Raw genomic sequence first — 23,457 nt, 5'->3', positions numbered from 1 at the left:
GGCCGCGAGTAACGAGCCACTGACCGCGCTACGCGGGATGAGCCGCGGCGCCAAGGTGACGATGGTGATCGGACTCGTCGTGATCGTGGTGGCCGCCGGATTCCTGTGGCGGTTCTTCGATCGGATGAACACCACCAGGATCACCGCGTATTTCGATCGCTCGGTCGGTATCTACGAGGGTTCGGATGTGCGAATCCTCGGTGTGGCGGTCGGATCGGTCGATTCGGTGGAACCGATGGGTGACCAGGTGAAAGTCGTGATGAGCGTCGACCGGGAATACGATATTCCGGCCGAGGCGCAGGCGGCGCAGATCACCCCGTCGGTGGTCTCCGATCGGTTCATCCAGCTCACCCCGGTCTATCGGGGCGGCCCGAAAATGGAACGCGACGCGACCATTCCGCGCGACCGTACCGTGACGCCGGTCGAGGTCGATCAGCTGTACAAGAGCATCGCGGAACTCTCCGAGGCACTCGGCCCGAACGGCGCCAACAAAGAGGGCGCGGTCAACGAACTGGTGCGCAGTTCCTCGGCGAATCTGGCGGGTAACGGCGAAGCGCTGGCCAACAGCATTTCCCAGCTCAGCAAGGCGGCGCGCTATCTGTCCGACGCGCGCGGCGATATCTTCGAGACGGTAAAGAACCTCCAGAGTTTCGTCAGCATGCTGGCCGTCAACGACGCGCAGGTGCGCGAATTCAACACCCAGCTGGCCGATCTGGCGGGTTTCCTCGCCGGTGAACGCCAGAATCTGGGCGAGGCGTTGGAATTGCTCTCGGTCGCGCTCGGTGATGTCGCGCGGTTCATCGACGACAACCGGGAACTGGTCGCCGACAATGCCGCCGCGTTGACCACGTTGACGAGAACTCTGGCCGACCAGCGCGACGATCTGGCCGCGGTGCTTCCGGTCCTGCCGGTGGCGTTGAGCAATCTGATCAATATCCACAACGGCGAATCCGGCACCCTCGACATGCGGGCGAACTTCCCGGAATTGCAGGATCCGTTCGGCGTGGTGTGCAAGATGCTCGATCTGTCCAAGCTGATGCCGGGTGATCCGCAATTCGAGGCGTTGGGCAGGCAGTTGCGCCCGATCATCGAACACTGCAAGGAGATCACCGACCAGATCACCGCCGGCGTGCAGACCCCGACGCTGATCCTGCCTTTCGGCATTCTCAGCGGCGAGAACCAGCAGCGCGATCCGGTGCCGGGCACCGTGCCCGGCACTCCGTCCAACCGGTTGCCGCCGTCCGAAGAAGGTGGACGATGAACAAGATCCGTAGTGCCGCACGCGGTTTCGGGGGTGCGGTGGCGCTCGCGGTCACCGCGGCGCTGGTCACGTCCTGCTCCTCCGACGGTATCTACAGCATTCCGCTGCCCGGTGGCGCCGATGTCGGCGACCATCCGATGACCATCGAGATCCAGTTCGACGATGTCCTCGATCTGGTGCCGCAGTCCTCGGTGAAGGTCGAAGGCGTGCCGGTGGGGCGCGTCGAGGAGATCAGCATCGGCAAGGACAAGTGGACGGCCAGCGTGCGCACCCTGGTCAATTCGTCGGTCGATCTGCCCGCCAACGCGCGGGCCGAGGTGCGGCAGTCGAATCTGCTCGGTGAGAAGTTCATCGAATTGTCCGAGCCCGCGGCCGATCCCGATCCGAACCGGTTGACGAACGGTTCGGTCATCCCGGTCGATCACACCAGGCACGCCACCGAGATCGAACAGGTGCTCGGCGCGCTGTCGCTGCTGCTCAACGGCGGCGGTGTCGCGCAGTTGCAGCCGATCGTCACCGAATTGAACAAGGCGCTCGGCGGCCGTGAGGGCCGGGTGCGTTCCCTGCTCGAGCAGACCGAGACGTTGATCACCGGGCTGGATCAGCAGGTGGACGACATCACCCGCGCCATCGACGGACTCGGCACGCTCAGTGCCAGGGTGAGTACCCAGACCTTCCAGATCGGCAAGATTCTCGATGAGCTGCCCGCCGGTATCAAGATTCTCAATGAGCAACGGCCGCAATTGATCTCGTTGCTGACCCAGTTGGATCGGGTGGGCGAGGCCGGTTTCGACGTCCTGAACGCGTCGAAGGACGATCTCATCGCCGACCTGATCTCGTTGCGTCCCACCCTGCAGGAACTCGGCCGTGCCGCACCGGATCTGGTGACCGCGCTGCCGCTGATCCCGACCTATCCGTTCCCGGATTCGACGCTGGAGGGCACCTTCGGCGGTTCGGTCAACACCTGGCTCTCGGTGGACGCGCAGATCGGCGTCGCCCTGAGCAATCTCGGTGTGGGCAAGGGCGATCCGGTCTACATCCCGCCGGTGGGCCGCCCGGTTCCGGTGAATCCGAGCAATCCGTACTACAACGGCAACGGTCCGAGCCCCGGCTGGCCGACCGTCTCGCTGGTGCCGCTGCCGCAGAGCCTTGCCCAGGTTCCCGGGATTCCCGGGGCGCCGAATCCGCTGGGTCCGTTGCTCGAACAGTTCGGCGTCGATCAGCAGGAGGCTCCGCGATGACACGCCTGGTGCGTTATCAGCTGATCGCGTTCGCGCTGATCGCCGTGCTCGGCGTCGTCTACGTCGGCGCCCGCTACGTCCGGCTGGACGAGATGTTCGGCTTCGGCCTCTACCGGGTGAAGGTGGAGGCGACCCAGACCGGCGGCATCTACAAGGGCGCCGAGGTCACCTACCGGGGCGTGCCGGTGGGGCGCGTCGGCGACCTGCAACTCAGCTCCGACGGTGTGGTGCTCACCCTCGATCTGGAGACGAGCGGGCCGAGGATTCCGGCGTCGGCGAAGGCCGTGGTGGCGAACAGGTCCGCGATCGGCGAGCAGTACGTGGATCTCCAGCCCGACAGCGACAGCGGCCCGTACCTGGAGAACGATTCGGTGATCGTCGGGGCGAGCACGCCCATCTCGGTCGAGGAACTGATCGGGAGCGTGGACCATTTCACCAGCTCGGTCGATCTCGCCGCGTTGCACACGACCGTCACCGAACTCGGGAAGGCGCTCAACGGCAAGGGCGACGATCTCAAGGTCCTGCTCGAATCGCTGAACACCTTCACCGAGACATTCGACGAGGCGCTGCCGCAGACCATCCAATTGATCCGTGACGGCAAGATCGCGCTCGGCACCCAGGCCGAGCAGTCGGCGGCCATCCGGCAGTTCAGCGACGGCCTCGACCAGGTTACAGCCCAATTGCGCTCCAGCGATCCGGCCGTGCGTCGATTGATCGGCACCGGTACCGACGCGGGCCGCCAGATCGGCGCGCTGCTGCGCGAGAGCGGTGCGGCGCTCACCGAGGATCTGACCAATCTGCGGGTGCTTCTGCAGGCCATCTCGCCGAAGTTCTACGCGCTGCAACCGCTGCTGATCATGCTGCCCGGACTCTCGGTCGGCGCGTCGGCCACCGCGCCCGGTGACGGCACCAGCCATTTCGGTTTGGTGCTGGAGGTGAACAATCCGCCCGCGTGTACGGTCGGCTACGAGGGGACGTACCAGATTCTCGAGCAGATGAAGGCGCAGAACCCCGACTTCGACGACTCCCGTGACGAGTTCCCGTTCAACACGAACGCGAAGTGCACCGTGCCGCAGGGTAATCCGACCGCGGTACGCGGCGGAGCGCGGGCCGACACGGCCGATCCGGCCGTCGCGCAGCCGTGGGACGACGTTCCCAAGACCGATCCGGACAAGCTGAATCTGAACCCGATCGCCGTACAGATGGCCACCCTGCTCGGGGTCACGCCGAAGCGGTGACCAGGACCGACAACGTTAGGGTGCCTGTCGTGAACATCGACATCTCCAAGGAAATGCCGGGGGCGAGCGAACCGGGGACCGAGGAATCCGATGCCACGGCGGTCGAGTCGTCGGCGTCGGTCGCGGCCCCCGAACCGTCGTCGGACACCGCCGAGGCGGGCAGGGTGGCCGCGGTCGTGGAGAGCGGCTCCGCGGTGTCCCCCGACGCGAACCGCGCGGCCGGGACCGCGCGCCGCGCGCCGGTCGCGCTGACGACCGTCGCGGTCGGCGCGTTGGTCGTCGCCCTGCTCGCCGCGGCGTGGTTCGGGGCGGGCTGGGCCAGGTCCGCCTGGTTCACCGACGGCCCGCGTGCCGCCGCCCGCGACAGCGCCCTCGATTCGGCGCGTCAGGCCGCCATCAACATGACCTCGATGGAGCTCGACGACGTCCCGGGTTCGCTCGCGATGGCCCGTTCGTCGATGACCGGCGCGATCCTGGAATCGGCCCAGAAGAATCAGCAGCAGTCCGAGCAGCTCGCCGCGCAGGCGGGTGTGGAGATGACATCGAAGGTGCTCGGCGCCTCGCTGACCGCGCTCAACAGCGAGCGGGACAAGGCCACCGCGCTGGTCGTACTCCAGGTGACCGAGTCCAAGCCGGACAAGTCCGTCTCGGACTACCGCTACACCTGGAGCCTGGAGATGGCCAGGAACGGCGATGTCTGGAAGGCCGAGCAGGTCGCGTCGCTGGCCCAGCCGGTGCTGCTCGACGGCCCGGGACCGAGCGGAATGGGACAGCCCGCTCAGCAGCCCGCCGCCGACGGGGCCCAGGCGCCCGCTGACGCGCCTACCGCGCCCAAGCCCGGATCGTAGGAGGACACCCGATGAATTCTCGTAAACCGGTCAACCGGGTCACCTCCAAGCGGCGTCCGGCCACCGGGTCCGCCGCCCGTCCGAGCGCGCGCGCCGTCGCGGGGACCCGTTCGGCGCGCGCGGCGGCACCGCAGCAGGCGCGGTCCGGCGACCCGAGCGCCTCGCGCGCGGGCCGGAAGTGGGCGCGCGGTGGCACCGAACCGCGGTCGCGTCGTTTCGCGGTCCGGGGATCGTCCTGGACGGTCGTCGTCGGGTCCGCGGTCGCGGCGGTCGCGCTCGCCGGATTCGCGGTCACCGCCGCGCTGCGGCCGGGCGTGAACGATTCGAATCTGGCCTTCGTCGACAGCGCGGGAACCGAGGAGGTGCGCGCGGCCGCCGACCACGCGCTGCGCACCATCTACGGCTACGACATCCAACACATCGACGGCTACGAGGCTGCGGTGCGCTCGGTGGTCACCGGCGCGATGCTGGCCGATCTCGACAAATTCTCCTCGACCACGATCGACGCGATCAAACAGGCGCAGACCAGCGCCGATGCCAAGGCCGACCCCGTCGGGGTGACCCTGCTCACCGATGATCGGGCGGAGTTGCTGGTGAATCTGGTGGTGAGCGCGACCAAGGGGGGCGTGGCCCAGCAGAGCGTCGCGGGACCGGTCGTGTTGCGCATGCAGAAGGTGGACGGTCACTGGCTGGCCAGCGAGATCGTCGATCAGTGACTCGGCGGGTGATCTTGAACGTGGTGGCCGATCGCATCGACATCCAGGTCGGGCCGCCACTTGACGAGCTTCGCCCGAGCCGTCACGCTATTCACAACAGCGGCAGCTGTCACAGTGGCTTCACCCGCCCCGCCGCCCTCGACGCAGCCAGCGTTTCGGGCCGGGGCACCGCTCCGGGACGGGGCGGTGCCTACCCCGTCCGGGGCTCGGCGCGGCAGCCACGTGAACGTTCGCACGGGTGGTACTTTGACACCTCCGTGCCGATAGGTGTAGGTTTGGACGTTGCGCTGGCTGCCTCCTGTCCATTCCTCGATCCGCACTCCTAAGTGTCACCCTTCCGGTGTTGCTTTCGTTGTTGCCTGTTCGGGTTCGTTCGGGTCGTGACCAGCGAGAATCTCAACGTAGCAGGCAAGCGACGGTCGCGGACCACCACGCGACGCGCGTGAGGTGCTGGAAGGACGCATCTTGGCAGTCTCCACCCAGACCAAGGCAGTTGCCGGAATCCCCGGAGCCCCATTGCGGGTGTCTTTCGCGAAGATCCGTGAACCCTTGGAGGTGCCCGGACTTCTCGATCTACAAACGGACTCTTTTGCATGGTTGATCGGCTCGCCGTCATGGCGAGAAAAGGCCGCCGCGCGCGGCGACGTCGGGCTCTCGGGCGGACTCGAGGAGGTGCTCGAGGAGCTCTCGCCGATCGAAGACTTCTCCGGCTCCATGTCCCTGTCTTTCTCCGACCCTCGTTTCGAAGAGGTCAAGGCCTCGATCGACGAGTGCAAAGACAAGGACATGACGTACGCGGCGCCACTATTCGTGACGGCCGAGTTCATCAACAACAACACCGGTGAGATCAAGAGCCAGACGGTCTTCATGGGTGATTTCCCGATGATGACCGACAAGGGCACGTTCATCATCAACGGCACCGAGCGCGTCGTCGTCTCGCAGTTGGTGCGTTCTCCCGGCGTCTACTTCGACTCCAGCGTCGACAAGGCCACGGAGAAGGACCTGCACAGCGTGCGCGTCATCCCGTCGCGCGGCGCGTGGCTGGAATTCGACATCGACAAGCGCGACACCGTCGGTGTCCGTATCGACCGCAAGCGTCGTCAGCCGGTCACCGTGCTGCTGAAGGCGCTGGGTTGGACGAACGAGGAGATCGTCGAGCGTTTCGGCTTCTCCGAGATCATGATGTCCACCCTGGAGAAGGACAACACGGCGGGCCAGGACGAGGCGCTGCTCGATATCTACCGCAAGCTGCGTCCGGGCGAACCGCCGACCAAGGAGTCGGCGCAGACCCTGCTGGAGAACCTGTTCTTCAAGGAGAAGCGCTACGACCTGGCGCGCGTCGGTCGCTACAAGATCAACAAGAAGCTGGGCATCCACCTGGGTGAGCAGATCACCGCGTCGGTGCTGACGAAGGAAGACATCGTCACCACCATCGAGTACCTGGTGCGTCTGCACGCCGGTGACCGGAACATGACCGCCCCCGGCGGCGAAGAGGTTCCCGTCGAGGTCGACGACATCGACCACTTCGGCAACCGTCGCCTGCGCACCGTCGGCGAGCTGATCCAGAACCAGATCCGGGTCGGCCTGTCCCGTATGGAGCGTGTGGTCCGCGAGCGGATGACCACCCAGGACGTCGAGGCGATCACGCCGCAGACCCTGATCAACATCCGCCCGGTCGTCGCCGCGATCAAGGAGTTCTTCGGAACCTCCCAGCTGTCGCAGTTCATGGACCAGAACAACCCGCTGTCGGGTCTGACCCACAAGCGCCGCCTGTCGGCGCTGGGCCCGGGTGGTCTGTCCCGTGAGCGCGCCGGCCTGGAAGTCCGTGACGTCCACCCGTCGCACTACGGCCGCATGTGCCCGATCGAGACCCCGGAAGGCCCGAACATCGGCCTGATCGGTTCGCTGTCGGTGTACGCGCGGGTCAACCCGTTCGGCTTCATCGAGACGCCCTACCGCAAGGTCGTCGACGGCAAGGTCACCGACGAGGTCAAGTACCTCACCGCCGACGAGGAGGACCGCCACGTTCGTGCGCAGGCCAACTCGCCGGTGGACGCCGAGGGCAACTTCCTCGAGGAGCGTGTGCTCTGCCGTCGTGGCAACGAGGAGAACGAACTCGTCGCCGCGGCCCTGGTCGACTACATGGACGTCTCGCCGCGCCAGATGGTGTCGGTCGCGACCGCGATGATCCCGTTCCTCGAGCACGACGACGCCAACCGCGCCCTGATGGGTGCGAACATGCAGCGTCAGGCGGTTCCGCTGATCCGTTCCGAGGCCCCCATCGTGGGCACCGGCATGGAACTGCGCGCCGCTGTCGACGCGGGCGATGTCGTGGTGAACGAGAAGTCCGGTGTGGTCGAGGAGGTCTCCGCCGACTACGTCACCGTGATGGCCGACGACGGCAGCCGCAAGTCCTACCGGATGCGCAAGTTCAACCGCTCGAACCAGGGCACCTGCTCCAACCAGCGTCCGATCGTGGACGAGGGTCAGCGGGTGGAGACCGGCCAGGTGCTGGCCGACGGTCCGTGCACCGAGAACGGTGAGATGGCCCTCGGCAAGAACCTGCTCGTGGCGATCATGCCGTGGGAAGGCCACAACTACGAGGACGCGATCATCCTGTCGCAGCGCCTCGTGGAAGAGGACGTCCTGACCTCGATCCACATCGAGGAGCACGAGATCGACGCCCGCGACACCAAGCTGGGCGCCGAGGAGATCACCCGGGACATCCCGAACGTCTCCGACGAGGTGCTGGCCGATCTCGACGAGCGCGGCATCGTGCGCATCGGCGCCGAGGTCCGTGACGGCGACATCCTGGTCGGCAAGGTCACCCCCAAGGGCGAGACCGAGCTGACCCCGGAAGAGCGGCTGCTGCGCGCGATCTTCGGTGAGAAGGCGCGCGAAGTGCGCGACACCTCGCTGAAGGTGCCGCACGGCGAGTCCGGCAAGGTCATCGGCATCCGCGTGTTCTCGCGCGAGGACGACGACGACCTGCCTCCCGGTGTCAATGAGCTGGTGCGCGTGTACGTGGCGCAGAAGCGCAAGATCCAGGACGGCGACAAGCTCGCCGGTCGGCACGGCAACAAGGGCGTCATCGGCAAGATCCTCGCCACCGAGGACATGCCGTTCCTGCCCGACGGCACCCCGGTCGACATCATCCTGAACACCCACGGCGTGCCGCGTCGTATGAATATCGGCCAGATCCTGGAGACCCACCTCGGGTGGATCGGCAAGACAGGCTGGCAGGTCGACGTCGCCACCGACGGCACCAGGCCCGATTGGGCCGCGGCGCTGCCGGAGGAGATGATCGGCGCACCGGCCGACTCCAATATCGCGACCCCCGTCTTCGACGGTGCCCGCGAGGAGGAGCTCACCGGTCTGCTCGCTTCGACCCTGCCGAACCGCGACGGTGAGCGCATGGTCGACGACGACGGCAAGGCGACCCTGTTCGACGGCCGCTCCGGCGAACCGTTCCCGTACCCGGTCGCGGTCGGTTACATGTACATCCTGAAACTGCACCACCTGGTCGACGACAAGATCCACGCTCGTTCGACCGGTCCGTACTCGATGATCACCCAGCAGCCGCTCGGCGGTAAGGCCCAGTTCGGTGGCCAGCGCTTCGGTGAGATGGAGTGCTGGGCCATGCAGGCCTACGGCGCGGCGTACACGCTGCAGGAACTGCTGACGATCAAATCCGACGACGTCGTCGGCCGCGTGAAGGTTTACGAGGCCATCGTCAAGGGCGAGAACATTCCGGAGCCGGGCATTCCGGAGTCGTTCAAGGTGTTGTTGAAAGAGCTCCAGTCGCTGTGCCTCAACGTCGAGGTGCTGTCTTCGGACGGCGCGGCGATCGAGATGCGCGACGGTGACGACGAGGATCTGGAGCGCGCCGCGGCCAACCTGGGCATCAATCTGTCCAGGAACGAAGCGGCGACCGTCGACGATCTGGCGAACTAGGCGGCCGGGCCGGATGTCGTCGGTTCGACGACATCCGGCCACCGCGCAGCACCGACTAGTGAACTTTTTGCACGAATTCGACCCGAATAGGGGAAAGGAAGTTACGTGCTAGACGTCAACTTCTTCGATGAACTCCGGATCGGTCTGGCCAGCGCCGAGGACATCCGCCAGTGGTCCTTCGGCGAAGTCAAGAAGCCGGAGACCATCAACTACCGCACGCTCAAGCCGGAGAAGGATGGCTTGTTCTGCGAGAAGATCTTCGGTCCCACCCGGGACTGGGAGTGCTACTGCGGCAAGTACAAGCGCGTTCGCTTCAAGGGCATCATCTGTGAGCGCTGCGGCGTCGAGGTGACCCGCGCCAAGGTGCGCCGTGAGCGGATGGGCCATATCGAACTGGCCGCGCCCGTCACTCACATCTGGTACTTCAAGGGCGTGCCCTCGCGCCTCGGGTACCTGCTCGACCTGGCCCCGAAGGATCTGGAAAAGATCATCTACTTCGCGGCCTACGTCATCGTCGGCGTCGACGAGGAACTGCGTCACAGCGAGCTCTCCACGCTCGAAGCCGAGATGGAGGTCGAGAAGAAGGCCGTCGCCGATCAGCGTGACGCAGACCTGGAGGCCCGCGCCCAGAAGCTCGAGGCGGATATCGCCGAGCTCGAGGCCGAGGGCGCCAAGTCCGACGTGCGCCGCAAGGTCAAGGACGGCGGCGAGCGCGAGATGCGCCAGCTCCGCGATCGGGCCCAGCGTGAGCTGGACCGGCTCGACGAGATCTGGAGCACCTTCACCAAGCTCTCGGTCAAGCAGCTCATCGTGGACGAGGTCCTCTACCGCGAGCTGGTCGACCGCTACGGCGAGTACTTCACCGGCGCGATGGGCGCGGAGTCCATCCAGAAGCTCATGGAGAGCTTCGACATCCACGCCGAGGCCGAGAACCTGCGCGAGACCATTCGCTCGGGCAAGGGCCAGAAGAAGCTGCGCGCGCTCAAGCGTCTGAAGGTCGTCGCGGCCTTCCAGATGAACGGCAACTCGCCCATGGGCATGGTGCTCGACGCCGTTCCGGTGATCCCGCCGGAGTTGCGTCCGATGGTTCAGCTCGACGGTGGCCGTTTCGCCACCTCCGACCTGAACGATCTGTACCGCCGCGTGATCAACCGCAACAACCGCCTCAAGCGACTGATCGACCTCGGCGCGCCCGAGATCATCGTCAACAACGAGAAGCGGATGCTGCAGGAGTCCGTCGACGCGCTGTTCGACAACGGTCGTCGTGGCCGTCCGGTCACCGGACCGGGTAACCGCCCGCTGAAGTCCCTGAGCGATCTGCTCAAGGGCAAGCAGGGTCGTTTCCGTCAGAACCTGCTCGGCAAGCGCGTCGACTACTCGGGCCGTTCGGTCATCGTGGTCGGTCCGCAGCTCAAGCTGCACCAGTGCGGTCTGCCCAAGCTGATGGCGCTCGAGCTGTTCAAGCCGTTCGTGATGAAGCGTCTGGTCGACCTGAACCACGCGCAGAACATCAAATCCGCCAAGCGCATGGTGGAGCGTCAGCGTCCCCAGGTGTGGGATGTCCTCGAAGAGGTCATCGCCGAGCACCCGGTGCTGCTGAACCGCGCGCCCACCCTGCACCGTCTGGGTATCCAGGCCTTCGAGCCGCAGCTGGTCGAGGGTAAGGCCATCCAGCTGCACCCGCTGGTCTGTGAGGCGTTCAACGCCGACTTCGACGGCGACCAGATGGCCGTGCACCTTCCGCTGTCCGCGGAGGCGCAGGCCGAGGCCCGCATCCTGATGCTGTCCTCGAACAACATCCTGTCGCCCGCGTCGGGCCGACCGCTCGCCATGCCGCGTCTGGACATGGTGACCGGCCTGTTCTATCTGACCCGCCTCGTCGAAGACGCGCCGGGCCAGTACCGGGAGTCCACCAAGGACGCTCCGGAATACGGCGTGTACTCCTCCCCGGCGGAGGCGCAGATGGCGGTCGACCGCGGTGAGCTGACCGTGCGGTCGCTCATCAAGGTGCGGCTGACCGATCAGCGTCCGCCCAAGGACGTCGAGGCCGAGCTGTTCCCCGACGGCTGGAGCCGTGGCGACGCGTGGACCACCAAGACCACGCTCGGTCGCGTGCTGTTCAACGAGTTGCTGCCCGCGGACTACGCGTACATCAACGAGCAGATGCCGAAGAAGCGTCAGGCGACGATCATCAACGATCTCGCCGAGCGCTACCCGATGATCGTGGTCGCGCAGACCGTCGACAAGCTGAAGGACGCGGGCTTCTACTGGGCCACCCGTTCCGGTGTGACGGTCTCCATGTCGGACGTTCTGGTTCCGCCGGAGAAGGCCGAGATCATGGAGCGCTACGAGGCGCAGTCCGATCAGATCGAGAAGAAGTACCAGCGTGGTGCGCTCGATCACCAGGAGCGCAACAACGCCCTGGTCAAGATCTGGCAGGAAGCGACCGAAGAGGTCGGTAGGGCGCTGCGCGCGCACTACCCGGCCGACAACCCGATCATCACGATCGTCGATTCGGGCGCGACCGGTAACTTCACCCAGACCCGTACCCTCGCGGGTATGAAGGGCCTGGTGACGAACCCGAAGGGTGAGTTCATCCCGCGGCCGATCAAGTCCTCCTTCCGTGAGGGCCTGACGGTTCTGGAGTACTTCATCAACACCCACGGTGCCCGTAAGGGTCTGGCCGACACCGCGCTTCGTACCGCCGACTCGGGTTACCTGACCCGTCGTCTGGTGGACGTCTCGCAGGACGTCATCGTGCGTGAGCACGACTGTGGCACCGAGCGCGGCATCGTCGTTCCGATCGCCGAGAAGCTGGTCGACGGCACGATCATCCGTGACGCGCACGTGGAAACCTCCACCTACGCACGGACGCTCGCGTCGGACGCGCTGGACGCCAAGGGCAACGTCGTCGTGGGCAAGGGCGCCGATCTCGGCGATCCCGCGCTCGAGGCGCTGCTCGAGGCCGGTATCACCGAGGTGAAGGTCCGCTCCGTGCTTACCTGCACCACCGGCACCGGCGTGTGCGCGACCTGCTACGGCCGCTCCATGGCGACCGGCAAGCTGGTCGACATCGGCGAGGCCGTCGGCATCGTCGCCGCGCAGTCCATCGGTGAGCCCGGTACCCAGCTGACCATGCGTACCTTCCACCAGGGTGGTGTCGCGGGTGATGACATCACCGGCGGTCTGCCGCGTGTCCAGGAGCTCTTCGAGGCTCGCGTGCCGAAGGGCAAGGCGCCTATCGCCGAGGTCTCCGGCCGTATCCGCCTCGAGGACGACGACCGCTTCTACAAGATCGCCATCATCCCGGATGACGGTGGCGAGGAAGTCGTCTACGACAAGCTCTCGAAGCGTCAACGTCTGCGTGTGTTCAAGCACGACGACGGCACCGAGCGTCTGCTCTCCGACGGCGACCACGTCGAGGTCGGCCAGCAGTTGCTGGAAGGCGCGGCGGATCCGCACGAGGTGCTGCGCGTGATGGGCCCCCGTCAGGTGCAGGTCCACCTGGTCCACGAGGTCCAGGAGGTCTACCGCTCGCAGGGTGTGTCGATCCACGACAAGCACATCGAGGTCATCGTTCGTCAGATGCTGCGTCGCGTGACGATCATCGACTCCGGTGCGACGGAATTCCTGCCCGGTTCGCTCACCGAGCGTGCCGAGTTCGAGAGCTCCAACCGTCGCGTGGTCGCCGAGGGCCGTGAGCCCGCGGCGGGTCGTCCGGTGCTGATGGGTATCACCAAGGCGTCGCTGGCCACCGATTCGTGGCTGTCGGCGGCCTCCTTCCAGGAGACCACCCGGGTGCTGACGGACGCGGCCATCAACTGCCGCTCCGACAAGCTCATCGGCCTGAAGGAGAACGTGATCATCGGCAAGCTGATCCCGGCCGGTACCGGTATCAACCGTTACCGCAACATCCAGGTTCAGCCGACCGAAGAAGCTCGTGCCGCCGCGTACGCGGTGCCGTCCTACGACGACACCTACTACAGCCCGGACAGCTTCGGCGCCACCACCGGTGCCGCCGTCCCGCTGGACGATTACGGTTTCAGCGACTACCGGTAATCGGTAGGTAGAACAACGATCGCCCCGCTCCGTTTTCGGAGCGGGGCGATCGTCGTCTCACGGTATTGTCGCGGGATGAGCGTGGCGTATGACCACTACCCCGAGCTGCACCGCCTGGTAGAGCAACTACAGCCCGAGGCCGCACCCGCGGCACGAGCGGCCCTGCTGCGCGGTGATCTGCACGGCGGCCCCTTGCTGTTCGGGCTCGCCGAGACCGCCGCGATCGTGCCGTGATTCGGCCGCCGCGCACCTGATCACGAGACCACCCGGTGGCTCGGTCGTCACCGTTCGTAGAGGGTAGCCAGGTCCCATGATCGCGGGCGGGGGACTGCGGGTGGGGTGGCATATTGACTAGAACGGGTTTCAGTTCTGGTGGGTAGGAGACGTGATGGACAGTGCGGCCATGGGGGAAATGGTGATGGCCGGGTTCGGGAAGCTCGGGTTCATCCAGTACACGGGGATCTCCGGGGTGGATTTCGCTCCGGGGCGCACCGTCATGTGTATCGCGCCTCGGCGGGAGCATCTCAATCACAACGGTGATCTGCATGCGGCGGTGCTCTTCGGGCTGGCCGAGACGGCTGCGATGGGTGCGGCCGTCTCGGGCATCGTCGATCTCATGGGGGCGACGTTCATCGTGGCCAGGGATGGGCGGATCAGCTATATCGCCAGGGCGAGAGGGGATTCGGGTCCGTTCCTGGCGGCCTCGGAATTATCGGCGGAAACGCTCGAACAGGTGCGCGCGGATATCGCCGCGCGCAAGCCGATCGAGTTGGAGGTGCCGGTGTCGATTACCGATCGCGCCGAAAAGCTGGTGGCCACGGCGTATTTCACCGCGGTGATCCGCCTGCGGCGGGCCTCCTGACCGCTGCCGTCGCGGTGAGGTGCTCACCGCGTCATCGTTGCCGGAGATTTCAGCGCTCGCTGTCGAGCATCGCCATCTGCGCCGCGGCGTACCGGGCGCCCGCCACTCGATCCGCGGGCACCGCCGCTTCGATCGCGGCGAGATCACCCTTGGTGAGCTCGATATCCAGCGCCCCGACCGTTTCCGCCCACCGATCACGTCGCCGCGCGCCGAGGATCGGCACGATATCCGTGCCACGGCTCAGCACCCAGGCGATGGCCGACTGTGCCACCGAGATATCGTGCTGGGCCGCGACTTTCGCGAGCGCGTCGACCAACTCCAGGTTCCTGACCAGGTTCTCGCCTCGGAATCGCGGGGAGTGCGCGCGGTAGTCGTTGTCGCCCAGGGGCGTTCCCGCGCGGACCGATTCGCTGAGCAGTCCGCGTGAGAGTACGCCGTAGGCGGTGATCCCGATGCCGAGTTCGCGGGTGACGGGCAGGATCTCGCCTTCGATGCCGCGCGAGATCAGCGAGTATTCGATCTGTAGGTCGGCGATCGAGGCGACGGCCGCTGCCCGGCGAATGGTGTCCGCGCCTACTTCGGAGAGTCCGATGTGACGGACGTAGCCCGCCTCGACCAGGTCGGCGATGGCGCCGACGGTGTCCTCGATCGGAACCGACGGGTCAAGTCGCGCGGGCCGGTAGATATCGACGTGGTCCACGCCGAGGCGTTGCAGGGAGTAGATGAGGAAGTTGCGCAGGGCGGCGGGGCGGCTGTCGACGCCGCCCCAGGTTCCGCCCGGCCCGCGCAGCGCGCCGAATTTGACGCTGAGCACTACGTCCTCACGCGGACGTTCGGCGATGGCCTTGCCGACCAGCAGTTCGTTGTGGCCCGCGCCGTAGAAATCGCCGGTGTCGATGAGATTCGCGCCGGAATCGAGCGCGTCGTGGATAGTGGCGATCGACTCGGTGTCGTCGGAGGTCCCGTATATGTCGCCGGACATGCCCATGGTGCCGAGGCCGATGCGGCCGACGGTCGGGCCGGTGTTGCCGAGTCGAACGGTGGTGATCTTCGATGTGGTCATGTTCTCAGCGTGAGCGCGAGGGCCCCGCGGTGGCAGAGACCGTGCATCGGGGGAGCGGCGATCCCTGGCTGCGACGGGGTGGGGCGGGGACAGTGGAGGTATGGACCGACCCGGATTGGCCGATTTCCTGCGCCGTCGCCGCGAGCAGCTGACGCCCGCCGATGTCGGGTTGCCGCCGGGCGTGCGCCGTCGGACCCCGGGCCTGCGACGCGACGAGGTGGCGCTGTTGGCGGGTATGTCGACCGATTACTACACGCGACTCGAGCAGTCGCGTGGTCCGCGGCCCTCCACCCAGGTGCTGGCGTCGCTGGCCCGCGCGCTGCGGTTCAGCAGCGACGAACGCGACCATCTCTATCACCTCTGCGGTCACGGTGCGCCCGGACGCGGGCTCGGTGACAAACACGTCGGTCCGGGAATTCTGCACATGCTCGCCAAATTGGACGACACTCCCGCCACGGTGATCACCGACCTCGGCGAGGTACTGGTGCAGAACCGGATGCACAGCCTGCTGGTCGGTGATCACGGCGAGCGCCGCGGCCTCGATCGCTTCTACGCCTGGCGCTGGTTCACCGATCCTGCGGGGCGCGCCCTGTTCCCCGAGGAGGACTGGGATCGGCTCGGCCGCAGTCACGTCGCGGATCTGCGCGCCACCGCCGCCCGCCGGGCCGCCGACACCGACGTCAACGAATTCATCGGCGCGTTGCGGGCGGGAAGTGCCGAATTCGAGCTGCTGTGGAACGAACACGAAGTGGCGGTGCGGCTTTCGGACACCAAACGTATCCGGCATCCCGCCGTCGGTCTCGTCGAGACGGTGTGCGAAACCCTGCTCACGCCGAACGCCGCGCAGCGACTGCTCGTCTACCTACCGTGTCCAGGAACCGACGCGGCGGACAAGTTGGCGCTGCTGCGCGTCATCGGCACGCAGACCCTGACGCCCGCCCCGGACGGGTAGCAACCGGTCACGGCCGCATGTCGTCGCTCAGGCGTCGCAGGTAACCGGCGAATCGCCGACGGTCGCGCAGGCTCCAGTCCGCGGTCAGCTCGGTGAAGATCCGGCGCTGCCAGTCGCGGGCCTCGCCGAGCAGTTCTTCGCCTCGAACGGTCAGATGCAGCACGGTGCGGCGACGGTCGAGACTCGATTCGCTTCTGCGCAGATATCCGGCCGCGGTGGCGTCGCGGACCATCCGGCTCGCCCCCGAGTGGTCGAGGCCGAGTTGGTGCGCGACGGCGCTCACGGTCGCCTCCGTCCCTTCTCCCGAAGCCGCGGCGACGGCCTCCACGACCTGCACGTACATGGCGTGCCGGAGTTCGTCCGGCAGGTCGGCCGACGGGCGGTTGATCCAGCGCCGCGACCAGAAACGGATGACGCGAAACAGTGCGGGCCCTCCGTCGGCGGGATCGTCCGGTTGTGCGGTCATGGAAGAAGACTATCGCGATTCGGGTGTGATCCGCATGTATATTTGTATGCGGATCACATATAAATCGGAGGTGCGGATGACGATTGTCCTGAATCACACGATTGTTCCGGCTGTCGATCGGGTGGCGGCGGCCACCTTCTTCGCGGAGTTGCTCGGCGTTCTCGTCGGTGAACCGGCGGGTCCGTTCGTTCCGGTCCGCGTCAATGCCGACCTCACCTTCGATTTCGACGATCGCGGCGCTGTCGAACCCGGTCATTTCGGTTTTCTCGTCGACGACGACACCTTCGACGCGGTGTTGCGTCGGCTGGAATGCCTGCCCGATGTGCCGTACGGCTCCGGGCTCGCCGGTGGTTGGGATCGGGCTGTCAACCGCAGCGGTGGTGGTCGTGGCGTCTACGTGCGGTCGCCGGAGGGGCACAGCTACGAGTTCTTCACGGCGGTTCCGTAGCCCCTGGATCGGGTCTGTCGCGCGCGGCATCCGTTGACATCGTGGTGTCGGCGCGCAATACTGAACCTGATGGTTCAGTATGACTTCCTGGACGCCTCGTTCGGCGCACTCGCGGATCCCACCCGGCGTGGGATCCTCGAACACCTCGGCCGTGGCCCGGCGACCGTCAGCGCACTGGCCGAACGTTTCGAGATGACCCTGACCGGGGTCAAGAAACATATTCGGCTGCTGGAGGAAGCGGGCATGGTGGTGACGGAAAAGCGTGGCCGGACTCGATATTGCAGGCTCGGCGCGAATTTCCTCGACCGCGAAACGGCGTGGTTGCAGGAATATCGGCGCATGGTGGAAGCCCGAATGGACCGTCTCGGTGAATTCCTCGAGCGAACGGAGCCACACGAATGAGCACACAGACGACAACCGATGCCACGATCACCACTCCCGTGGAGCGCGAAATCCATGTCGAGCGGGTTTTCGACGCACCTCGCGAACGGGTGTGGGCCGCCTACGCCCGCATCGAACAACTCGTCCAATGGTGGGGGCGCGGCAACCGGGTCGATGTGGAGCGGTGGGAATTCCGCAAGGGCGGCCACTACCGCTTCGTCGAGCACTCCGAGGGCGAGACCTACGGCTTCGAGGGGCGCTTCCGCGAGATCACGCCGCAGGAACGCATCGTGCAGACCTTCGAATGGGACGGTATGCCCGGCCACGTCGCCATCGATGACGTCAGCTTCATCGACCTCGGCGACGGCCGTACCAAGGTGGTGACCGTCAGCCAGTACCACACCCCGCAGGAGCGCGACGGAATGTTGCAGTCGGGCATGGAATCCGGGCTCAACGAGAGCTACCGCGCGCTGGACGCCCTGCTCGCGAAGGGCTGATGATATGACGGGAACCGGCCCCGCGCGCACTCGTGCGCCGGGGCCGGAACCGTCAGTCGTGAGCGGTGCCGACCCGGCGTCTGCGTGGTTTCAGATGTAATCCCGGCAGCGGCGGGGCGGGGATGCGCTGTTGCGGCGTATGGCCCGCGATATTCGGGAAACGGTCGAGATCGTGGTTCTCCCAATCGTTTCGGGCGGCCACGATCTCCTCGTGGCTGCGGCCGACGAAATTCCACCACATTACGAGTTCCTCCCGGAACGGCTCGCCGCCGATCAGCAGGAAATGCGCGCCCGAGGTGGATTCCAATCGCAATTCGCCGCGTTCGTTTCCCAGATACAGCAGCGGCCCCGGCGCGAGATCGATTCCCGCGGCCCGCACATCACCCTCGACCAGCATGAGCGCGTATTCGAACGCGGAGTCCAACGGCAGGCTCACCTCGGCCCCGGGGTCGAGCACGACATCGGCGCCGACGATCGGGGTGTAGGCCCGCGCGGGCGAGGTCTGTCCGGCCAGCGTGCCGATCAGCACGGTGGCGCGGAGGCCGGGCGCTTCGTGGACCGGCAGGTCGCGGTGCTGTTCGAAATGCGCGTCGATCCCGGTGCTGTCACCGGGCAGGGCGATCCACAGTTGCAGACCGTGTCCGGCGGGCGCGTCGGCGGAGTAGTACTCCGAATGCGCCACGCCGCGACCCGAGGTCATCAGATTCAGCTGGCCGGGATGGATCTCGACATCGGAGCCCACCGAATCGCGATGCCGGATCTGCCCGACGAACGGCCAGGTCACCGTTTGCAGGCCGATATGCGGATGCGGGTCGATATCAGGCGGCGCGTCGGTCTTGGTGACCGTCGGCGAGCCGAAATGGTCGAAGAAACACCACGCGCCGACCGTCGGCAGATCCCGTTGCGGCAGCACCCGTTCGACGAAGACGCCGCGTACCCCGCCCAACGGCACCTCGCGCGCCGGATACAACTCGGTGACCGGACCCGGACCCGGTGCGGGTTCGCACACGGCCTCCTCCGGGCGCGGTTCCAGGTCGCTCATCCCCACGCCTCGGCGACGGTCGTCACCGCTTGATGCCCTTGCCGAGCACGTGCGCGTCGAATTCCGGGTGCTTGTCCAGGTACGCGCGAATGAATGGGCAGTGCGCCTCGATGACCCGGCCGCGGGCGACGACGTCCTCCAGCGCCCGCTGGGCGAGAACCTTGCCGAGGCCCTTACCGCCGAAGGCGTCATCGATCTCGGTATGGATGAAATCGGTGACGTCGTCGCGCTCGACGTATTCGGCGAACCCGGCCAACGCGCCGTCGTGGAACACCTCGTAGCGGTTCTTCTCCGGATTGTCGGCGACCTTGTTCTCGGCGACCTTGTTCTCGGCGGTGGGCTCGGTCATCGTCTTGTTCTCCTTCCGAGCGGGCAGCGGGTGCCCGCTCATGATCGATACACGGTTGAAAGCGCCGATGACCGTGGCCGCCCAGACGACGACGGACACCTGATCGTCGGTCAGGTGTTCGCGAGCGCGGGCGTATTCACGGTCCACCGTCGCTTCGTCGGGCAGGTTCGCGGTGAGTTCCGCGAGTGCCAGCACGGCACGGTCGAACGAACTGAACGGACCACCGCGCCGCCAGGCGGGCAGTACAGCCAGTTCCTGTTCGGTGGCCCCGGCGGCGAGCGCGGCCCGGTGATGCACTCCCAGGCAGTAGACGCAGCCGTTGAGCTGGGAGACCCGCACATTGACCAGTTCGATCACGCGCCGGTCCAGCCCCGCCGCCGCACCCGCCGCGTGCACCTCGATCGCGACGGCGATCAGTGCTTTCTGGGCCGAGGGCGTCTGCTTGTCGATCCAGACCCGTTCACCATTCACTCTCGCGATGGTAGTTGCCGCACACCCGTCGTGATCGACCAAGCGGACCGTGGTCCGTCACAGCGGTGACCGGTTGTCGCTCGCTGTCGCGCCGGCCACCTCTCGAATACTCGCGGGGCCGATCCGCGACGGGTAAATTTTCGGTGTGTCCACCGCGCAACCGCCACGCCTGTCGCCCGCCATCGACGGCAGGGACTCCGCCGGTCACCCGATCCTCGACCGATCCCCGCTACACCCCGACATCGCCACCGACGTGCTCGCCTACCTCGAACACGCCCCGGTCGTCCTCAGCGCCCGCAGCTACGCCGTCGACGAGTTCGCACCCGCCGACCGCGATGTCCCGATGAACTTCCACACCGACGGCACGTTCGTCTGGCCCGGCGCGGTGCCCTACAACCTGCGCAAGTACGGGATCTCGCCCGAACAGGCACTGGTCGATCACATCGTCGCGCTCGGATGCCGAATTCCCGAAGTCGATGACGCGACACGGCAGCTCGCGGTGGCGGTCGTCGTCGGCTGACGGCCGAACCGGGAGCGGGTGCTTTCGATTCGACCGTCCTCCGTCGGCTGGTCCCGCAGGTCTGGGTGGTGTCGATCGACACGTGAGCCTGGTCGCGCCCCCAGGTTTCGGGCACGACCACTGCTGCGCGTGTGAGGCGCGACGACGGTGAATCGTCGGCGAGAAGCGTTCCAGGGAAACGCTATTCGCGACCGGCCGAGGTGAACGTCATATCCGCGTACCTGGGGCCGGCGACCCGGTCGGCGATCGGTTCGAGGGAGGCCAGTTCGTCGGCGGTCAACGCGAGGGTGGCCGCGGCGGTGTTCTCGGCCAACCTGATTCGGCTGCGGGTGCCGGGAATCGGGACGACGGGCACGCCGTGCGCGTCCGCGCGGGAATGCACCCAGGCCAGCGCCACCTGCGCCAGTGTGACGCCGCGGGCGTCGGCGATGGCGCGCAGCGGGGCGAGCAGTTCGGCGTTGGCGGTGGCGTTCGCGCCCGAGAACCGTGGCATGGCCCGACGGAAATCGTTCTTGTCGGCCAATTCGTCCGCGGCGGCGAACGATCCGGTGAGGAAACCGCGGCCGAGCGGTGAGTAGGGCACGAAGGTGACGCCGAGTTCGGCGGCCGCGGGTACCGCGGTGCGCTCGACGTCGCGGGAGAACAGCGACCATTCCGACTGGAGCGCGGCGATGGGATGCACGGCGTGCGCCGCCCGCAGTTCCGGACCGGTCACCTCGGACAGGCCGAGGGCACGGACCTTGCCCCGCGCGACGAGTTCGGCCATGGCGCCGACCGATTCCTCGATCGGGACTCGTGGATCGCGCCGGTGCATGTAGTAGAGATCGATGGTGTCGATGCCCAAGCGGCGCAGGCTGGCGTCGACGGCGGCCCGAATGTAGTCCGGTGAGTTCTCGATGCCGCGGAAGGTCGGATCGTCGGCTTTGCGGACGATGGCGAATTTGGTGGCCAGGACCACGCGGTCCCGGTTGGCTCGCACGAAATCACCGAGGAATTCCTCGTTGTGACCGGAGCCGTAGACGTCGGCGGTGTCGAACAGGGTGACGCCCGATTCCAGTGCCGATTCCAGCGTGGCCCGTGATTCGGTGAGGTCGGAGGGGCCGTAGAACTCACTCATCCCCATACAGCCCAGGCCCTGGATACCGACGTCGATACCGCTCGCGCCCAATGGTGCCGTGGGGAGACTTCCCGTCGCTGTCATACCTTGATCCCTTCGCTGATGTGCGGGGCGGGCGTGCCGGAACCGCCTTCGTAGATCTCGATCTTGTAATCCAGCACGTCCACGGTCCGACGAAGTTCTTCGATCTTGGCGAGGACCTCGGCGCGGGTGCGGCGGAAAATCTCCAGTCGCTCCGGGAGGGTGGAATCCCCGGTGCGCACCAGTTCCGCGTAGCGGACCATGTCGGCGACCGACATCCCGGTGGTGCGCAAGCGCCCGATCAGCGCCAGCCATTCCAGGTCCCGGTCGCTGAAGCGCCGTCGGCCGGTGTGGTCGCGGCCGATGTAATCCATCAGCCCGATCCGCTCGTACCACCGCAGGGTGTCGCGGCTCAGTCCCGATCGCTCGGAGACCTCACCGATCGAATAGCGCGGTCGCGCCCGATCCTCGACCTCGGTTCGGTCCACCGCTGCGGTTTCGCCCACTGCCTCGCCCTTCCCGTCGAACACGACCAACGGTAGCCACTTGGAGTGCACTCCAAGCAAGGGCGACAGACGGCAGATGTTCCCGCCGCATACCGGGCCGCGCGCCGACCGCGCGGCCGGGCACGCGGGCTCAGCTGTATTTCGGCAATTCCTGGACCGACCACTTGTTGCCGTCGGGATCGCTGAAATAGGTGAACAGACCCCAGCCCTCGTCCTTGACCGGTGTCGCCGCCACCCCGGCGGCGAGCAGCTGCTGGTAGGCCTGTTCGGCACTGGCCACGACGACCTGCATGCCCTCCACGCTGCCCGGCGCGGCCTGCGTGATGCCGCGGCCGATGCAGATCGAGCACCCCGAACCCGGCGGTGTCAGCTGGACGAAACGGATGTCCTCGGTGGGGCTGTGATCGTGATCGGCGTTGAAACCGATGCTGGTGTAGAAATCTTTCGCCCGGTCGACGTCGGTGACCGGGATGGCGACGAGCTCGATTTTCCAGTCCATCGCCACAGCATCCCACCGGGTACCGACATCGAAGCTTCGGCCACGGCACGAACCGCGTACGCCCGGCCCATCCGGCGATTTCGGGCCTACCCTGGTGGCATGGCAGGTAAGGACATCGACCGGATCAGGGCCCGTTCGGCCTGGGCGACGGTCAAGGAAAGCCCGGTGATCGCCGCGATCGCGGCGGCGCCGTTCGTCATCGCGCTCGGACTGGTGTGGTGGCTCGTGGGCGGGTTCGCCGCGTTCGTGCTGCTGGTCGTCCTCGGCGCGGTCGTGGTGGTCGGCGGCAAACTCACGCGCTGACGACCGCGCGAGGTCAGGGGTGGCGACGTGCTCAGCGGGGAATGTGGAACCGCACCAGATCGCCCGCGCCGGGGTCGAGCTGCGCCCACGGCCGGTCGAATTCGAGGACCGCCAGCGCCGAGGTGGGAAATTTCCGACTCAGTTCGATCGCTGGGATGGAGTCGCGGTTACCCGCCAGCTCCCACGCCGTCCACGGCATGCCGGGGGCGTGTCCGATCACCAGCAGCGTCGACACGTCGTCATCGCTGAGCTGGATCAACTCGATGAGCGATCGAGGGGAGGCCTCGTAGATGCCGGGTTCGAACACGACGGGGGCGGTGACGCCGGTCGCGGCGAGGGTTTCGCGGGTACGGGTGGCGGTGGAGCAGCGCACCGCGTCGATCGGCGGCTGGGTCTCGCGCAGCCAGTGCCCCGCCAGTCCGGCTTCTCGTTGTCCGCGCGGCGCCAGCGGACGTTCGTGATCACCGACGCCGTCCGGGTAGGCGGACTTGCCGTGCCTCATGAGGATCAAGGTCCGAACCATGCCGAATACAGTAAGACGTACCACCGGTGAGGAGTGGATCGACGCGGGTCGGGCCTGCTGTGATAGCGAGGTAGGCACTCCGCCGTGAGGTGTACGCCACTCTCGAGGCACACTGAAAGC

At 66.5% G+C, this 23,457-nt stretch carries 22 protein-coding genes and 2 pseudogenes; 15 read left to right on the top strand and 9 right to left on the bottom strand.

Features of this window, described 5'->3' with window-relative positions; all coding sequences use genetic code 11:
* Positions 1 to 37 precede the first annotated feature (37 nt).
* The 9 genes from DAT37_RS33115 (at position 38) to DAT37_RS33080 (ending at position 14,179) form a co-directional block, all read left to right on the top strand.
* Positions 38 to 1,261, top strand: coding sequence for an MCE family protein (locus DAT37_RS33115; RefSeq protein ID WP_109529117.1), 1,224 nt, complete (start codon positions 38 to 40; stop codon positions 1,259 to 1,261).
* Entirely contained in the window at positions 1,258 to 2,502 is a 1,245-nt protein-coding gene (locus DAT37_RS33110; RefSeq protein WP_109528824.1) for an MCE family protein, read from the top strand. Before DAT37_RS33115 ends, DAT37_RS33110 begins: the two co-directional genes overlap by 4 nt.
* Entirely contained in the window at positions 2,499 to 3,740 is a 1,242-nt protein-coding gene (locus DAT37_RS33105; protein WP_109528823.1) for an MCE family protein, read from the top strand. Before DAT37_RS33110 ends, DAT37_RS33105 begins: the two co-directional genes overlap by 4 nt.
* A 29-nt stretch (positions 3,741 to 3,769) precedes the next feature.
* Positions 3,770 to 4,588, top strand: coding sequence for a hypothetical protein (locus tag DAT37_RS33100; protein WP_232840153.1), 819 nt, complete (start codon positions 3,770 to 3,772; stop codon positions 4,586 to 4,588).
* An 11-nt stretch (positions 4,589 to 4,599) separates the two neighbouring features.
* Complete coding sequence (locus DAT37_RS33095; protein ID WP_109528822.1) at positions 4,600 to 5,304, top strand: hypothetical protein; 705 nt, start codon at positions 4,600 to 4,602, stop codon at positions 5,302 to 5,304.
* A 447-nt stretch (positions 5,305 to 5,751) separates the two neighbouring features.
* Positions 5,752 to 9,258 (top strand): DNA-directed RNA polymerase subunit beta, encoded by a 3,507-nt coding sequence (gene rpoB / locus DAT37_RS33090; protein WP_109528821.1) that lies wholly within the window; start codon positions 5,752 to 5,754, stop codon positions 9,256 to 9,258.
* 105 nt (positions 9,259 to 9,363) lie between these two features.
* Positions 9,364 to 13,317: a DNA-directed RNA polymerase subunit beta' gene (locus tag DAT37_RS33085; RefSeq protein WP_109528820.1), complete on the top strand. Its 3,954-nt coding sequence runs from the start codon at positions 9,364 to 9,366 to the stop codon at positions 13,315 to 13,317.
* A 75-nt stretch (positions 13,318 to 13,392) separates the two neighbouring features.
* The gene (locus DAT37_RS44460) at positions 13,393 to 13,551 is read left to right on the top strand and encodes a hypothetical protein (protein WP_157978824.1); all 159 of its coding nucleotides are present in this window, start codon (positions 13,393 to 13,395) and stop codon (positions 13,549 to 13,551) included.
* Between the two features lie 154 nt (positions 13,552 to 13,705).
* On the top strand, positions 13,706 to 14,179 hold the full coding sequence (locus DAT37_RS33080; RefSeq protein ID WP_109528819.1) for a PaaI family thioesterase: 474 nt from the start codon (positions 13,706 to 13,708) through the stop codon (positions 14,177 to 14,179).
* A gap of 49 nt (positions 14,180 to 14,228) precedes the next feature.
* Here the strand turns inward: DAT37_RS33080 and DAT37_RS33075 are convergent, their stop codons facing one another.
* Positions 14,229 to 15,242, bottom strand: a complete 1,014-nt coding sequence (locus DAT37_RS33075; RefSeq protein WP_109528818.1) for an aldo/keto reductase — start codon at positions 15,240 to 15,242, stop codon at positions 14,229 to 14,231.
* A 100-nt stretch (positions 15,243 to 15,342) separates the two neighbouring features.
* Here DAT37_RS33075 and DAT37_RS33070 point away from each other — a divergent pair, with 100 nt between their 5' ends.
* Positions 15,343 to 16,194, top strand: coding sequence for a helix-turn-helix transcriptional regulator (locus DAT37_RS33070; protein ID WP_109528817.1), 852 nt, complete (start codon positions 15,343 to 15,345; stop codon positions 16,192 to 16,194).
* 7 nt (positions 16,195 to 16,201) lie between these two features.
* Here the strand turns inward: DAT37_RS33070 and DAT37_RS33065 are convergent, their stop codons facing one another.
* Positions 16,202 to 16,660, bottom strand: coding sequence for a MarR family winged helix-turn-helix transcriptional regulator (locus DAT37_RS33065; protein WP_109528816.1), 459 nt, complete (start codon positions 16,658 to 16,660; stop codon positions 16,202 to 16,204).
* Between the two features lie 76 nt (positions 16,661 to 16,736).
* On the opposite strand from DAT37_RS33065, the gene DAT37_RS33060 reads away from it, so the two are divergent.
* From DAT37_RS33060 to DAT37_RS33050, 3 genes are all read left to right on the top strand, one after another.
* Positions 16,737 to 17,108 (top strand): VOC family protein, encoded by a 372-nt coding sequence (locus DAT37_RS33060; RefSeq protein ID WP_109529115.1) that lies wholly within the window; start codon positions 16,737 to 16,739, stop codon positions 17,106 to 17,108.
* Between the two features lie 69 nt (positions 17,109 to 17,177).
* Entirely contained in the window at positions 17,178 to 17,510 is a 333-nt protein-coding gene (locus tag DAT37_RS33055; RefSeq protein ID WP_109528815.1) for an ArsR/SmtB family transcription factor, read from the top strand.
* On the top strand, positions 17,507 to 17,986 hold the full coding sequence (locus DAT37_RS33050; RefSeq protein ID WP_109528814.1) for an SRPBCC family protein: 480 nt from the start codon (positions 17,507 to 17,509) through the stop codon (positions 17,984 to 17,986). Before DAT37_RS33055 ends, DAT37_RS33050 begins: the two co-directional genes overlap by 4 nt.
* Before the next feature lie 52 nt (positions 17,987 to 18,038).
* Here the strand turns inward: DAT37_RS33050 and DAT37_RS33045 are convergent, their stop codons facing one another.
* The 3 genes and pseudogenes from DAT37_RS33045 to DAT37_RS46550 all read right to left on the bottom strand — a co-directional run.
* On the bottom strand, positions 18,039 to 19,028 hold the full coding sequence (locus DAT37_RS33045) for a pirin family protein (protein ID WP_109528813.1): 990 nt from the start codon (positions 19,026 to 19,028) through the stop codon (positions 18,039 to 18,041).
* A 22-nt stretch (positions 19,029 to 19,050) separates the two neighbouring features.
* Positions 19,051 to 19,350, bottom strand: a pseudogene (locus DAT37_RS46555) (GNAT family N-acetyltransferase); the annotation flags it as partial.
* A 42-nt stretch (positions 19,351 to 19,392) separates the two neighbouring features.
* Positions 19,393 to 19,848 (bottom strand): annotated as a pseudogene (locus DAT37_RS46550) (carboxymuconolactone decarboxylase family protein); the annotation flags it as partial.
* 145 nt (positions 19,849 to 19,993) lie between these two features.
* On the opposite strand from DAT37_RS46550, the gene DAT37_RS33035 reads away from it, so the two are divergent.
* On the top strand, positions 19,994 to 20,368 hold the full coding sequence (locus DAT37_RS33035) for a hypothetical protein (RefSeq protein WP_109528812.1): 375 nt from the start codon (positions 19,994 to 19,996) through the stop codon (positions 20,366 to 20,368).
* A gap of 181 nt (positions 20,369 to 20,549) precedes the next feature.
* Here DAT37_RS33035 and DAT37_RS33030 read toward each other — a convergent pair whose 3' ends face one another.
* The 3 genes from DAT37_RS33030 to DAT37_RS33020 all read right to left on the bottom strand — a co-directional run bounded on the left by DAT37_RS33030 (position 20,550) and on the right by DAT37_RS33020 (position 22,511).
* Positions 20,550 to 21,569: an aldo/keto reductase gene (locus tag DAT37_RS33030; RefSeq protein WP_109528811.1), complete on the bottom strand. Its 1,020-nt coding sequence runs from the start codon at positions 21,567 to 21,569 to the stop codon at positions 20,550 to 20,552.
* On the bottom strand, positions 21,566 to 22,012 hold the full coding sequence (locus DAT37_RS33025) for a MerR family transcriptional regulator (protein ID WP_232840152.1): 447 nt from the start codon (positions 22,010 to 22,012) through the stop codon (positions 21,566 to 21,568). Before DAT37_RS33025 ends, DAT37_RS33030 begins: the two co-directional genes overlap by 4 nt.
* 130 nt (positions 22,013 to 22,142) lie before the next feature.
* Entirely contained in the window at positions 22,143 to 22,511 is a 369-nt protein-coding gene (locus tag DAT37_RS33020) for a VOC family protein (RefSeq protein ID WP_109528809.1), read from the bottom strand.
* A 99-nt stretch (positions 22,512 to 22,610) separates the two neighbouring features.
* On the opposite strand from DAT37_RS33020, the gene DAT37_RS33015 reads away from it, so the two are divergent.
* Complete coding sequence (locus tag DAT37_RS33015; RefSeq protein ID WP_109528808.1) at positions 22,611 to 22,814, top strand: hypothetical protein; 204 nt, start codon at positions 22,611 to 22,613, stop codon at positions 22,812 to 22,814.
* A gap of 31 nt (positions 22,815 to 22,845) precedes the next feature.
* On the opposite strand, the gene DAT37_RS33010 is transcribed toward DAT37_RS33015, so the two are convergent.
* The gene (locus tag DAT37_RS33010) at positions 22,846 to 23,337 is read right to left on the bottom strand and encodes a SixA phosphatase family protein (RefSeq protein WP_109528807.1); all 492 of its coding nucleotides are present in this window, start codon (positions 23,335 to 23,337) and stop codon (positions 22,846 to 22,848) included.
* Positions 23,338 to 23,457: the final 120 nt, after the last annotated feature.

Source organism: Nocardia aurea (assembly GCF_003123685.1).
Lineage (GTDB): Bacteria > Actinomycetota > Actinomycetes > Mycobacteriales > Mycobacteriaceae > Nocardia > Nocardia aurea.
The sequence above is the reverse complement of the archived record's forward strand: the minus strand, read 5'-3'. Positions and strand labels throughout refer to the sequence as shown.